The sequence below is a fragment of the Clostridium tertium genome, assembly GCF_902652255.1.
GTDB classification, from domain to species: Bacteria; Bacillota; Clostridia; order Clostridiales; family Clostridiaceae; genus Clostridium; species Clostridium tertium_A.
On record NZ_CACRTO010000017.1, the window covers coordinates 12,310 to 26,205 of the forward strand.

14 protein-coding genes and 1 other annotated feature are annotated in these 13,896 nt (G+C 30.0%); of the genes, 11 read left to right on the forward strand and 3 right to left on the reverse strand.

Annotated elements, in window-relative coordinates:
• Nucleotides 1-159: 159 nt before the first annotated feature.
• Genes trxB through GPX08_RS06790 form a run of 3 tightly spaced genes read left to right on the forward strand, consistent with a single transcriptional unit; the run spans nucleotide 160 to nucleotide 2,844 of the window.
• Nucleotides 160-1,104 carry a thioredoxin-disulfide reductase gene (gene trxB, locus GPX08_RS06780; protein WP_156626076.1) on the forward strand — a complete coding sequence of 315 codons (945 nt, stop codon included), beginning with the start codon at nucleotides 160-162 and terminating at the stop codon, nucleotides 1,102-1,104.
• A 45-nt stretch (nucleotides 1,105-1,149) separates the two neighbouring features.
• Entirely contained in the window at nucleotides 1,150-1,377 is a 228-nt protein-coding gene (locus tag GPX08_RS06785) for an NrdH-redoxin (RefSeq protein ID WP_136008288.1), read from the forward strand.
• Between the two features lie 9 nt (nucleotides 1,378-1,386).
• Nucleotides 1,387-2,844 carry an aldehyde dehydrogenase family protein gene (locus tag GPX08_RS06790; RefSeq protein ID WP_156626077.1) on the forward strand — a complete coding sequence of 486 codons (1,458 nt, stop codon included), beginning with the start codon at nucleotides 1,387-1,389 and terminating at the stop codon, nucleotides 2,842-2,844.
• A 242-nt stretch (nucleotides 2,845-3,086) separates the two neighbouring features.
• On the opposite strand, the gene GPX08_RS06795 is transcribed toward GPX08_RS06790, so the two are convergent.
• The gene (locus GPX08_RS06795) at nucleotides 3,087-3,314 is read right to left on the reverse strand and encodes an NrdH-redoxin (RefSeq protein ID WP_156626078.1); all 228 of its coding nucleotides are present in this window, start codon (nucleotides 3,312-3,314) and stop codon (nucleotides 3,087-3,089) included.
• A gap of 148 nt (nucleotides 3,315-3,462) precedes the next feature.
• Nucleotides 3,463-3,621 carry a hypothetical protein gene (locus tag GPX08_RS06800; RefSeq protein ID WP_156626079.1) on the reverse strand — a complete coding sequence of 53 codons (159 nt, stop codon included), beginning with the start codon at nucleotides 3,619-3,621 and terminating at the stop codon, nucleotides 3,463-3,465.
• 140 nt (nucleotides 3,622-3,761) lie between these two features.
• On the opposite strand from GPX08_RS06800, the gene GPX08_RS06805 reads away from it, so the two are divergent.
• The 4 genes from GPX08_RS06805 to disA all read left to right on the forward strand — a co-directional run bounded on the left by GPX08_RS06805 (nucleotide 3,762) and on the right by disA (nucleotide 7,874).
• Nucleotides 3,762-4,484, forward strand: a complete 723-nt coding sequence (locus tag GPX08_RS06805) for a UTRA domain-containing protein (RefSeq protein ID WP_156626080.1) — start codon at nucleotides 3,762-3,764, stop codon at nucleotides 4,482-4,484.
• On the forward strand, nucleotides 4,481-5,206 hold the full coding sequence (gene nagB, locus GPX08_RS06810) for a glucosamine-6-phosphate deaminase (RefSeq protein ID WP_156626081.1): 726 nt from the start codon (nucleotides 4,481-4,483) through the stop codon (nucleotides 5,204-5,206). The genes GPX08_RS06805 and nagB overlap by 4 nt, the downstream gene beginning before the upstream one ends.
• Nucleotides 5,207-5,425: 219 nt before the next feature.
• Entirely contained in the window at nucleotides 5,426-6,793 is a 1,368-nt protein-coding gene (radA, locus tag GPX08_RS06815) for a DNA repair protein RadA (RefSeq protein ID WP_156626082.1), read from the forward strand.
• 16 nt (nucleotides 6,794-6,809) lie between these two features.
• Nucleotides 6,810-7,874 (forward strand): DNA integrity scanning protein DisA, encoded by a 1,065-nt coding sequence (disA, locus tag GPX08_RS06820; protein ID WP_156626083.1) that lies wholly within the window; start codon nucleotides 6,810-6,812, stop codon nucleotides 7,872-7,874.
• Between the two features lie 67 nt (nucleotides 7,875-7,941).
• On the opposite strand, the gene GPX08_RS06825 is transcribed toward disA, so the two are convergent.
• Complete coding sequence (locus tag GPX08_RS06825; RefSeq protein WP_156626084.1) at nucleotides 7,942-8,418, reverse strand: DUF1573 domain-containing protein; 477 nt, start codon at nucleotides 8,416-8,418, stop codon at nucleotides 7,942-7,944.
• Between the two features lie 214 nt (nucleotides 8,419-8,632).
• On the opposite strand from GPX08_RS06825, the gene GPX08_RS06830 reads away from it, so the two are divergent.
• The 4 genes from GPX08_RS06830 to GPX08_RS06845 all read left to right on the forward strand — a co-directional run bounded on the left by GPX08_RS06830 (nucleotide 8,633) and on the right by GPX08_RS06845 (nucleotide 13,856).
• Nucleotides 8,633-9,727: a TRAM domain-containing protein gene (locus tag GPX08_RS06830; protein WP_156626085.1), complete on the forward strand. Its 1,095-nt coding sequence runs from the start codon at nucleotides 8,633-8,635 to the stop codon at nucleotides 9,725-9,727.
• 12 nt (nucleotides 9,728-9,739) lie between these two features.
• Nucleotides 9,740-10,420 carry a 2-C-methyl-D-erythritol 4-phosphate cytidylyltransferase gene (gene ispD / locus GPX08_RS06835; RefSeq protein WP_156626086.1) on the forward strand — a complete coding sequence of 227 codons (681 nt, stop codon included), beginning with the start codon at nucleotides 9,740-9,742 and terminating at the stop codon, nucleotides 10,418-10,420.
• A gap of 57 nt (nucleotides 10,421-10,477) precedes the next feature.
• Nucleotides 10,478-10,658: a binding site (T-box leader), on the forward strand.
• Nucleotides 10,659-10,731: 73 nt separating this feature from the next.
• Nucleotides 10,732-12,444, forward strand: a complete 1,713-nt coding sequence (locus GPX08_RS06840; RefSeq protein ID WP_156626087.1) for a proline--tRNA ligase — start codon at nucleotides 10,732-10,734, stop codon at nucleotides 12,442-12,444.
• Nucleotides 12,445-12,455: 11 nt separating this feature from the next.
• Nucleotides 12,456-13,856, forward strand: a complete 1,401-nt coding sequence (locus GPX08_RS06845; protein ID WP_156626088.1) for a cysteine--tRNA ligase — start codon at nucleotides 12,456-12,458, stop codon at nucleotides 13,854-13,856.
• Nucleotides 13,857-13,896: the final 40 nt, after the last annotated feature.

Consider the following 13,896-nt stretch of genomic DNA (forward strand, 5'->3'; position numbering starts at 1 on the left):
ATTATTATATGGAAATTATAATCAAAATGTGAAAAATATATATAAAGCTCAAAAAATATGAAAATAATAAAAATTATTAACTAAAAGTGGTTGCATTTTAGATATGAGAAGTATATAATTAAAATAAATAATATACCCCTAGGGGGTAGGAGGATAAAGATGAGCAAGGAAATAAAAGAAAAAGAACTTATAATAATTGGTGGTGGCCCAGCTGGACTAACTGCAGCAATATATGCATCAAGAGCAAAGCTTAATATGCTTTTGTTAGAAGATCAAATTTTAGGTGGCCAAGTTAGAAATAGCTATACAATTGAGAATTATCCTGGCTTCAAAAAAGTATCAGGAACTGAATTAGCAGATTTAATGCAACAACAAGCAGAAGAGCTTGGTGCAGAAATAGATGAATTTGATATGGTAGAAAGAGTTGACTTTAGTGGAGATGTTAAAATAGTCGAAACTAATAACTATATATATAAAACAGACACTGTAATTATTTCAACAGGAGCGACTCCTAGAAAATTACCTATTCCAAATGAGGCAGAATTCTCAGGAAAGGGAATACACTATTGTGCAGTATGTGATGGAGCAATGTACGATGGAAAAATAATTGGGGTAGTAGGTGGAGGAAACTCTGCTCTAGAAGAAGCTTTATTCTTAACTAAGTTTGCAACTAAGGTTTATATGATAAGAAGATATGACTACTTTAAGGGTGAGAAAACAACAATAGAAGAAGTAATGAACCATCCTAAAATAGAAGTATTATTCAATAAAGACTTAGTTAATGTTGAAGGAAGTAACTTCATGGAAAAGGCTATTATTAAAAATACTATAGATGGAACAGTAGAAGAAATGCCTATGGATGCAATATTTGGATTTATAGGAACAGAACCAAAGACAGACCACTTTAAGGGTCAAATTGATTTAACTGATGGAAAGTATATAAAAACAGATGAAAGCATGAGAACTAATGTTAAGGGTGTTTTTGCAGCTGGAGACGTTAGAGAAAAAGAGTTTAGACAAATTACTACAGCAGTAGCTGATGGTACTATTGCAGCTCTACAAGCAGAGAAGGTTATAGTTGAAAGAAAGAAGAACCAAAAGTAATAAACTTTTTAAAATAATAACAAAAAAATAGTAAGGAGAGATAGTATGATTAAAATTTACTCAACATCTTGGTGCCCATCATGCGTTAAGGCAAAGAGATTCTTTGATATGAAAGGTTGGGAATACCAAGAAATAAACGTAGCAGATAAACATGAAGATAGAGAAGAAGTATTTAAGGTATCAGGACAAAGAACTGTACCTGTTATTGATATAGAAGGCGAAATTATTGTTGGTTTTGATAAAAATAAAATAGAATTAGCGAAAAGTAAGTAGGTGTATTGTATGTTTAGTTGTATAAAAGGAAAAGAATTAACGTTTAAAAATTTAGTAAACGGTGAGTGGACATCAAGTGAAAGTGACCAATTTGTAGAAATATACTCTCCAATAGGAAATTGTTTAGTAGGAAAAGTTCCTGCTATGACTAAGGAAGAAGTAGACTTTGCAATAAAGAGTGCAGATGAGGCGCAAAAGTCTTGGAGAAATGTGGCAGTAAACAAAAGAGCGGAAATATTATATAAGGCAGCAGATCTATTAATTGAAAAGGCTGATGAAATGTCTAGTATAATGATGAGAGAAATAGGAAAAGATAAAAAATCATGCGAATCAGAAATATTAAGATCAGCAGATTATATTAGATTTACAGCAGATACAGCAAAGAATTTATCAGGAGAAAGTATCCCAGGAGATAGCTTCCCAGGATTTAAGAAAAATAAGATATCTGTAGTTACTAGAGAACCATTAGGAGTAGTTTTAGCTATTTCACCATTTAACTATCCTGTAAACTTGGCAGCATCAAAGATAGCACCAGCTTTAATTGCAGGTAACTCTGTAGTATTAAAGCCAGCAACTCAAGGAAGTCTTTGTGGTTTATACTTAGCAAAAGTATTTGAGCAAGCAGGAGTTCCAGCAGGAGTATTAAATACTATAACTGGTAGAGGTAGCGTAATCGGTGATTATATAGTTAAGCATCCAGATGTAGACTTTATAAACTTTACTGGAAGTACAGAAATAGGTTCAAGAATTTCTAGCATTACTAGTATGGTACCATTATTAATGGAACTTGGTGGTAAGGATGCTGCAATAGTATTAGAGGATGCAGATTTAGATGTAGCTGCTTCAAATATTGTAGCAGGAGCATATTCATACTCAGGTCAAAGATGTACAGCTGTTAAGAGAATCTTAGTTGTAGATAAGGTTGCAGACAAGCTACTTGAAAAAGTTAAGACTAAGGTTGAAGCATTAAAGGTTGGTAACCCAGTAGATGGAGCAGATGTAGTTCCACTAATAGATATGAAGTCAGCTGACTTTGTTTGGGAACTAATAGAAGATGCAAAGGCTAAAGGAGCTAAATTAATACTAGGTGGAAAGAGAGAAGAAAATCTAATCTACCCAACTTTATTTGATAATGTAACTACTGATATGAGATTAGCATGGGAAGAACCATTCGGACCAGTACTTCCTATAATCAGGGTAAAAGATAAGGATGAAGCAATTGAAATTGCTAATAAGTCTGAATATGGATTACAATCTTCAGTATTTACTGAAAATATTAATGAAGCATTTTATGTTGCTGATAGATTAGAAGTTGGTACTGTTCAAGTTAATAATAAGACTGAAAGAGGACCAGACCACTTCCCATTCTTAGGAGTTAAAGCATCAGGAATAGGTACTCAAGGTATCAGATATTCTATAGAAGCTATGTCTAGACCTAAGGCTACAGTAATTAATCTAAATAGATAGTAAATTAAATAAATTTAATTAAGGAACTTAGTAGAAATACTAGGTTCTTTATTTTTAGCCTAATAATTTAAGTCAAAATTCTAAGATAATGAATCTTGAATAAGTTATATGGAGTAGAAGAGGTATATAAACTATAAATTACATATTAAAAAAGGAGTAGCCTACTAAGCTACTCCTCCATGCCTATGCTCATAAGTTATAAATAAGTTTTATCTATAATTTGTGAGCTTTTTATTATCTTATTAGATATTTAATGCTTTATCTATAGCATTCTTATCAAAACCAACAATTACTGTTCCGTTTATATCTAAAACAGGAACTCCCATTTGTTTTGATTTATTTATCATTTCATCTCTAGCAGCCATGTCTTCTTGTACGTTGAATTCTTCGAATTCTACATTAGATGATTTTAAATAATTTTTTGCTTTAACGCACCATGGGCAAGAATTTGTACTATATACTTTAACCATTGTTAAATCCTCCTTCAAAATTATCAATAGATAATTAATATTACTTAATATAAAGTTTACACTATTTTACTACTTAATTCAACACAATTATTATATTTTATTCAAAATGATAATGTGATATTATATCATTAGAAAATAATAGAATTAGTTATTTTATTAAATTTTGATTTTCTAAATTTGAGTTAAGAACCATATTATCTAAAGAATTAATATTTGTTTCATTAATTTTTTCAGATAAATTATTTTTTTCATTATCTTTAAGAATATTTTTTGATGGAATATTTGAATAATAGTCCTTACTAACCATAAGTTCATCTCCTTTGTTATATATAGGATTATTATTTGCAATTTCCTAATTTATAATACAGAATAAAATAGAAGAAAATTTACAACTGGTCTAGACATCTATAACTACTTTGAATATAATAATTATAGGAGGATTAATTGATGATAGATAAGAATAGTCCGATTCCAATATATTATCAACTAAAGAATGATTTAGTAGCAAAAATTTCTGAGGGAGTATGGAAACCTGGTGAATGTATAGCTAGTGAAAGAGAGCTTTGTGAAGTATATGGTGTTAGTAGAATGACCATAAGACAAGCAATTGGTGAGCTAGTTCAAGAAGGTATATTACTGAGGATTAAAGGGAAAGGCACATTTGTATGCGAACAAACCTTTAAACAAAAGGATATGATGAGTTTTACTGAAATAGTAAGACAAATGGGTGGAAAATTAAAATCAGAAATAATAGACTTTTCTAAGATACAAACTCCAGAGGATTTAGCGGATATATTTTCTTTAGAAGAGTTATATGTGATTACTAGAAAGCGTATAGTTGATGATGAATGTGTAGCCTTAGAAAAGGTATATATTCCAGTAGATTATTGCGGGTATATTGACGAAGAGATGTTAAAAGGATCTTTGTTTACAATATTAGAGGACTTTGGCTATAAAGTAGATTATTCTCAATCCTCAATAGCAGCAGTCATTATGAATGACGAATTGAAAAATACCTTTAATGTAGATACAGAAGTACCTATGTTGAAAATTATAAGTAAAACATATGATCTTAGTAATAAGATGATATTTTTAGAAGAAGCTATATATAGATCTGATAAATTTATTTTAGAAGTAAATATATCAAGAAGAGAGGGGAAATTAAGATGAAAATAATAATTACTAAAAACTATGAAGAATTAAGTAAAGTTGCAGCTAATGAAATGGCAGAAACAATAAAGAGTAATCCAAAGGCTATATTAGGGTTAGCTACAGGTGGATCACCAATAGGTATGTACAAGGAATTAATCAGAATGAATAAAGGAGGAGAAATAGATTTCTCTACTATTACAACTGTTAACCTTGATGAATATGTAGGATTAAGTGGAGAACATACTCAAAGCTATAGATATTTCATGAATGACAATCTATTTAATCACATAAATATAGATAAGAAAAACACATATGTACCAAATGGTTTAGCAGAAAATATAGAAGCAGAATGCAAAAACTATGATGCTAAAATAGCAGAATTAGGTGGTACTGATGTTCAATTACTAGGAATCGGAAATAATGGACATATAGCATTTAATGAGCCAGATCAAGAATTAGTAGCAGGAACTCACTTAACTGGATTAACAGAAGATACTATAAAAGCTAATGCTAGATTCTTCGATTCAATCGATGAAGTTCCAAAGACAGCTTTAACTATGGGACTTGGTGGAATAATGAAGTCTAAGAAGATAATTGTAATAGCAAGTGGTGAAGGAAAAGCTGAAGCAGTAAAAGCTATGGTTAATGGAAAAATTAGCACAAATATGCCTGCTTCAATGTTACAAATGCACAGAGATGTAGTTGTAATAGTAGATGAAGCTGCTGCTAAATTATTATAGAATAAATATTTCAGATATAGAAGGGTGTCAGTTAGACACCCTTTTATTTTTCGTGTAAAATAAGTAAATATGTATAGAGTAGAAAATTTATGTAGAAGAATAATAATTAGAGTATAATGTTTTATGATAATAAAACTATATACACATTTGTTATATTATAGTATTATAGTAATTTAATAGAGATTATATTCATAAAATAAAAAGATTGGTGGTAAAGCTATGGCAAAGATTAAATCCATATTTGTTTGTCAAGAATGTGGATATGAGTCTCCTAAGTGGTTAGGCAAGTGTCCAGATTGCAATAGATGGAATACCTTAGTTGAGGAAGTTAAGGATAATTCCAAGGTTATTAATTCAAAAATTAATAGTATTAAAGTTTTAGATAATATGCCAAAGAGCATAAGAGATATTAAGTCTGGGGAAAAGGAAAGATATGATACAGGATTAAAAGAGCTTAATAGAGTATTAGGGGGAGGCCTTGTAAGAGGGTCATTAACTTTAATATCTGGAGATCCTGGGATTGGAAAATCTACATTACTCCTTCAAACAGCAAATGAGATTTCTAAAAAGTATGGAAAAGTTCTATATGTATCAGGAGAGGAATCTGAAGAACAAATAAAAATTAGAGGCGATAGATTAGGTGTTGATGCAGATGGATTATATATAATATCTGAAACTAACTTAGATCTAGTAGAAGCATATATAAATGAACTAAAGCCGGTGTTTGTAATTATAGATTCTATCCAAACTATATATAAGGAATCTATAACATCAGCACCAGGAAGTGTATCGCAAGTTAAGGAATGTTCCAATGCAATTATGAGAATAGGTAAGAATCAAAATATTCCTTTATTTATAGTAGCACATGTAACTAAGCAAGGTGAGTTAGCTGGACCTAGAGTCTTAGAACATATGGTAGATACTGTTTTATATTTTGAAGGTGAAAGAACAGAAGAGTTTAGAGTTCTTAGAACTATGAAAAATCGTTTTGGAACTACTAGTGAAATTGGTGTTTTTGAAATGGCTGAGGAGGGACTAAAAGAAATTTATGATCCATCGAGAATATTCTTAGAAGATACTAGTTTCAACCAAGAAGGTTCAGCTGTTATAGGAATAATGGAAGGTACTAGGCCTATATTAGTAGAAATGCAAGCTTTAGTTAGTGAAAGTAATACACATTTAGCAAGTAGAACAGCTGTTGGTATAGATAATCAAAGGCTTAGACTTATACTTGCAGTTTTAGAAAAAAAATTAAGAGTACCTTTTTATAAATATGATGTTTACGTCAATGTAGTTGGTGGTCTTACTTTAGATGGAACTACTGGTGATCTAGGTCTAGCATTAGCGTTATTATCTAGTGTAAAAAATGTTGGAATTAAGCTAGAAAGAACTGTTATAATAGGAGAAGTTGGACTTACAGGAGAGATAAGGCCTGTAGCTTCTTGTGAAAGATTGATTAAGGAAGCTGAAAAGATGGGATTTAAATATGCAATTATACCAGAGAGAAACAAAGATAAAGCCAATAGTGATTTAATTAATGTAATAGGAGTTAGTAATTTAAGAGAAGCAATAAATAAGATATTCTAGTAGGTTGGGTGAGTGTATGAGGATAAAGTATGATGAAGAAATAAAAAGTATATTAAAACTTATGAGTCCAGGAACTGCTTTAAGAGAAGGATTAGAAAATATTTTAAGAGCTAAAACAGGTGGACTAATAGTAATAGGCGATGGAGAAGAAGTTATGAAGATAGTTGATGGTGGATTTAACATTAACTCGGAATATTCTCCAGCTTATGTTTATGAATTAGCTAAAATGGATGGCGCTATTGTTTTAAGTAGCGACTTAAAGAGAATAATCTATGCGAATACACAGTTAGTACCAGATCATGCACTTACTACATATGAGACAGGTACTAGGCATAGAACAGCTAATAGAGTTGCAAAACAAACTGGTAATATAGTTATAGCTATTTCTCAAAGAAGAAATATAATTACCATATATAAGGATGATTTAAAGTATGTACTACAAGAGAGTAGTGTGATTTTAGCAAGAGCAAATCAGGCAATTCAAACATTAGAGAAATATGTTAATGTTTTAGATAGAGTGATTAACAATTTAAATTTACTAGAATTTCAAGACTTAACTACTATTTTTGATGTAGTTACAGCGATACAAAGAACTGAAATGGTTATGAGAATAGTAGAAGAAATTAAGAGATACATAGTGGAGCTTGGTAATGAGGGAAGGCTTATTTCTATGCAACTTAGTGAACTTATAAGATATATAGAAAGAGATGGAATACTTTTAATTAGAGATTATTGCAAGGATGATATGGATTATAATGATATCTATAGCGATATTCAAAAACTTACATCAGAAGAATTAGTTGATTTAGACTTAATAGCTAAGTTGCTTGGATATTCAGGACAGCCATTAACAGATACTTTAATCTCTCCAAAAGGATTTAGAATCTTATTTAAAGTTCCTAGAATACCAACAGCAGTAATAGAAAATTTAGTTAAGCATTTTAATGAATTAAAAAATGTGATTAAAGCAGATACTGAAGCTTTAGATAAAGTTGATGGTATAGGAGAGGCTAGAGCTAGAGCTATAAGAAGCGGATTAAAGAGAATAAAAGAACAGATATATTTAAAAAGCGAAATTTAGTAAATTTATGTATAAAACTAAAAAAAGTAGATAATAATAGAAAAGCAGGGATTAACCTGCTTTGACTTTACCTAAGGGTATATTTACCTAAGATATTAATTTTATTTTCTTCTTTTAATAATATATCATATAAATTCAAATCTAAGCTATTACATAAAGAAGTGAGATAAAATATATTATTACCTATTTCATTTTCTATTATTTCACGGCAATTATTACAAAGAGTTCCTTCTAATTGATGTGTTATATGATGTGTTAATTGTTGGCTTAAATTTTCACTGTAAGAATCCTGATTATCTAGGCCAAATTCATCATTACTTTTTTGTGATTTTTTAAGATAACTCAATTCATTAATTTTAGAAGGAATATCTTGTTTTTTTGCATAGATATTTATGCAACCACAATCTGTAACAGCCTTTGCTAGGGCTCTATTTACTCTTGAATTAGATTCAGTTAATTTAGTCATTATATCTAAAATACTTCTATGACGTAGAAGAGATTCATTTACATCGTTTTGAAAATTATCAAATATTATATCCTTCATAGTTCAACTCCTTACAAAATTATGATTGTTTAGAAATAATATATAATAGCAAGGTAATTAATAGATGATAAAATTATAATAAATGAAATGATTAAGTTTTTATAGGGGGTATTTTAAATTAATAAGAATTTAATAATTCAGCATTTTAGTTAATACCTTTATATGGTATAATGAAGTGAATTAAAAATAAGTATTATTTTAAGGAGGTGAAAATATGTTAAAAAAGATTATAAGAGTTATATTTACTGTAATTGGACTAATAAGCGGATATATATTAAGTGGAGTATTGCTTAATATTAAAGCTTTAAGTGGAAGTGATTTTTTATCTAAATCAATTGGAATTATATCTTTTCGTATCTTTATAACTATTATTTTAGGACTTATATTTTATATTATATCGCCACGTATATATGACTCTGTGCTAAGAATTATTGAGTATATAGAAAAAAGTATTCAAAGATTTACAGCAACTGAACTTATTTATGGAGGAATTGGAGCTTTAAGTTCCCTTGTTCTTACATCTTTAGTAGGATTGCCACTTAATAGTATAGATTTATATGGACTTGGACCTATACTTTTTGTTTTACTAAATCTAATATTTGCAATTATATTTGCAAATATATTTATTGAAAAAAAGGATGACATATCAAATGTTTTAGTAAACCTTAAGAAAAACAATCTAAAGGAAAAGAAGTCTAAAGGGAATGTTAAAAATAACCCAAAGGTCCTAGATACATCTGTTATAATAGATGGAAGAATTTTTGATATATGTCAAACTGGTTTTGTAGAAGGTCCTTTAGTAATACCTAATTTCGTATTAGATGAGTTAAGACATATCTCTGATTCAGCTGATTCTTTAAAGAGAAATAGAGGCAGAAGAGGGCTAGATATATTAAATAAAATTCAAAAAGAATTAGATATAGAGACTCAAATTTGGGAAGGGGATTTCCCGGAAATCCAAGAAGTAGATAGTAAATTATTGAAGCTTGCGCAAACTCTTAAAGGAAAAGTTGTTACTAATGACTTTAACTTAAATAAAGTAGCTGAATTCCAAGGAGTACCAGTTTTAAATATAAATGAACTTGCTAATTCTATTAAGCCAGTAGTTCTTCCAGGAGAAGAAATGAAGGTTATAGTAGTTAAGGATGGTAAGGAAGCAACTCAAGGTATTGGTTACTTAGATGATGGGACTATGATAGTTGTTGAAGGTGGAAGAAGATTCATGGGAGAACAAATTGTAGTTATAGTTACATCAGTTTTACAAACAGCAGCAGGAAGAATGATATTTGCTAAACCTAAAGAAGATTAAGTAGGTGTTTTTATGGTTAGTGCTATAATTTTAGCAGGTGGAAAAGGAAAAAGAATGGGTGCTAAAATTAGCAAACAATATATAGAGCTTAATGGAAAGCCTTTATTATATTATACTTTAAAACAGTTTCTATCTTGTGATGAAATTGATAAGATTCTTCTAGTTTTACCTAAGGAAGAAATAGAATATTGCACAAAGGAAGTTTTAGAAAAGTATTCATTAAAGGTAGATTTAATAGTTGAAGGTGGTAAAGAAAGACAAGACTCAGTTTTTAATGCTTTAAGTTCACTAGAAGAAGAAGGAATAGTCTTAATTCATGATGGAGCAAGACCTTTTGTTTCTAAACGAATAATAAGTGATGGAATTAAATATGCTAGTCTGTATGGGGCGGCAGCTCCAGGTGTTACACCAAAAGATACTATTAAAATTAAAAATGAACAAAATTTTTCAAAAGAAACTCCTAAGAGGGAAACATTAGTAGCTATTCAAACTCCACAAGTTTTTGAAACAAGTCTTATTAAAGATTGTCATAGAAGACTTAAAGAAGATAATTTAATAGTTACTGATGATACCATGGTAGTTGAAGCCTATAATAATAACGTTTATTTATATGAAGGTGATTATACTAATATAAAAGTTACTACTCCAGAGGATTTAATATTGGCTGAAAAGCTAATAAATGTAGTATCATAATATATTGACAGAAGATTTACAAGAATATATAATTAATTAAGCTAAAATTAAATAGATTTTAAATCAGTGAAGAAGAATAGTAAAATCCGCTTTTTCAGAGAGAAAATTCATCGGCTGTAAGATTTTCAATAGGGTTTGAACCAGCTTTGGAGTTGTAGGTAAAAACTATCGGTTTAATATCGTTAAAATTATTAGAGTACAAATTTAGGTGGTACCGCGATTAATATTCGCCCTAATTATTTAGGGCGGATTTTTTATTATCTAATAAAATAATATCGTTAGATCATCCATAGATATAGGAGGAAAAGATTATGAAAATGTCTAATATGTTAATATCAACACTTAGAGAAGTTCCAGCAGAAGCTGAAATAGATAGCCATAAACTTATGTTAAGAGCTGGAATGATAAGAAAGATGGCTTCAGGAATATATAATTATATGCCATTAGGATTAAAAGCTTTAAAAAAGGTAGAAGATATAATTAGAGAAGAAATGAATGAGGCAGGAGCACAAGAATTTTTAGCTTCAGCAGTATTACCAGCAGAGCTTTGGCAAGAATCTGGTAGATGGGATGTATATGGTGAAGAAATGTTTAGACTTAAAGATAGAAATAATAGAGATTTCTGTCTAGGACCTACTCACGAGGAAGTATTTACTGATATAGCAAGAAATGAAATTAAGTCATATAAGCAATTACCAGTTAATCTATATCAAATACAAACTAAATATAGAGATGAAAGAAGACCAAGATTTGGAGTTATGAGATCTAGAGAATTTATAATGAAGGATGCTTATAGCTTTGATAAGGATCAAGCTGGATTAGATTTATCATATAACAAGATGAGAGAAGCTTATATTAGAATATTTAATAGATGTGATATAGATGCAAAACCTGTTGAAGCGGATTCAGGAGCAATTGGAGGTTCTGGTTCAGCAGAATTTATGGTTAAATCAGAAGTAGGAGAAGATGATGTAGTATTCTGCAGTGCATGTGATTATGCAGCAAATATAGAAAAGGCTCCTTCTACACCAGAAGTTTCAGAAAAGGAAGAATTAAAAGATTTAGTTAAAACTGAAACTCCAAATATCAGAACTATTGAAGAACTAGTTAAGTTCTTTAATACAACTGAAAAGAAATTTGCAAAGACTCTAATATTTAACGCTGATGGTAAAATAGTTGCTGTTATGGTTAGAGGAGATAGAGAAGTTAATGAAATTAAGATTTCTAATGCTTTAGGTGGAGTAGTTAACTTAAATATGGCTACTGCAGAAGAAGTTTTTGCAGCAACTAATGCACAAGTTGGTTTTGTAGGACCTATAAATATAAAAGTAGATGCTTTATTAGTAGATGAAGAAGTAAGAAATATGTATAATTTCATAGTTGGTGCTAATGAAACTGGATATCATATTGAAAATGTAAACTATGGTAGAGATTTCGAAGGTACAGTAGGAGATTATAGAAATATAACAGAAGGAGAAAAGTGTCCTTCTTGTGGAGCTAAGGTTAATATTTCTAGAGGAACTGAAGTAGGGCATATATTTAAGCTTGGAACTAAGTATTCTGAAGCTATGAAAGCTACTTTTATAGATGAAAATGGTAAAGAAAAGCCATTTATTATGGGTTGCTATGGTATAGGAGTAACTAGAACATTAGCGTCTATAATAGAACAACATAATGATGAGAATGGAATAGTTTGGCCTTTAGCAGTTGCACCATATCATATTAATGTAATTCCTGTTAATATAAAAGATGAAGCACAAATGGAAGTTGCGAGTAAGATATATGAAGAATTAAAATCTATCGGTGTAGAAGTAGTGTTAGATGATAGAAATGAAAGAGCTGGAGTTAAATTTAAGGACTCTGAACTTATGGGTATTCCAATGAGAGTAACTGTAGGTAAGAAAATTTCAGATGGTGAAGTTGAATTTAAACTTAGAACTGCTGAAATGGAAACTATAAAAATTGAAGATGTAGTAAATAGAGTAAAAGAAGAATTTAATAAAAATAAATTATCTATTAGATAGGAGGTAAATCAATGATACTTTATAATAGCTTAACGAGAAAGAAGGAGGAGTTTGTACCACTTACTCCTGGTGAAGTTAAGATGTATGTATGTGGACCAACTGTATATAATTATTTTCATATTGGAAATGGGAGAACTTTTATAGTTTTCGACACAATAAGAAGATACTTTGAGTATAGAGGCTACAAAGTAAATTTTGTTCAAAATTTTACTGATATAGATGATAAAATGATAAAAAAAGCCAATGAAGAAGGGACTACAGTAGCTTGCGTTGGTGATAAGTATATAGATGAATATTATAAAGATGCAGATGGCCTTAATATAAAAAGAGCATCTACTAATCCTAGAGCAACTGAATTTGTTCAGGACATAATTGAATTTGTTTCTGGACTAATAGAAAAGGGTTATGCTTATGAAGTAGATGGAGATGTTTATTTTAGAACTAAAAAGTTTAATGGTTATGGAAAACTTATAAAACAAAGTATAGAAGATCTTCAATCTGGAGCAAGAATTAATATTGATGAAAGAAAAGAAGATCCAATAGACTTTGCTTTATGGAAGGCTCAAAAACCAGGAGAACCTGCTTGGGAAAGCCCATGGGGACTTGGTAGACCTGGTTGGCATATTGAATGTTCATGCATGGCGAAGAAATTACTGGGTGAAACTATAGATATACATGCTGGTGGAATGGACTTAGCTTTCCCTCATCATGAAAATGAAATAGCACAAAGTGAAGCTTTAACAGGGAAGACATTTGCTAACTACTGGATGCATGCAGCATATTTAAATGTTAATAATGAAAAAATGTCTAAGTCATTAAATAACTTCTTAACTGCTAGAGATGCTCTTAAAAATTATGATGCTGATGTAATAAGATTTTTAATGTTATCAGCTCACTATAGAGCACAATTAAACTTTAGTAATGATTTATTAGACTCAGCTAAAGCTTCTGTTGAAAGACTTTATAATGCAGTAGCTAATCTGGAAAGTTTAATTGATGAAGTTAATAAAGATAAAATGGATGATAAAGAAGTAGAATATCTAAAATCATTAGATGTATATAGACAAAAATATATTGATAAGATGGATGACGATTTTAACACAGCAGATGCTATAACAGCAATATTCGATCTTATAAGAGATATTAATTCAAACATCAATATAGAATCATCTAAAGAATTATGTGAAAAAGCTCTAGAGTTAATAAGAGAGCTTGGAGGACCTTTAGGAATGTTACAAAAGTCAACTAAAGGTAGTTTAGAAGAAGAAATAGAAAGATTAATAGAAGAAAGACAGCAAGCGAGAAAAGATAGAAATTTTGCTCTAGCTGATAAGATAAGAGATGATTTAAAAGCTAGAAATATAATTTTAGAAGATACACCACAGGGTGTTAGATGGAAAAAAATAAATTAATGTAAAGGCTGCAACTTTGCAGCCTTTATTTAAAGGAGAT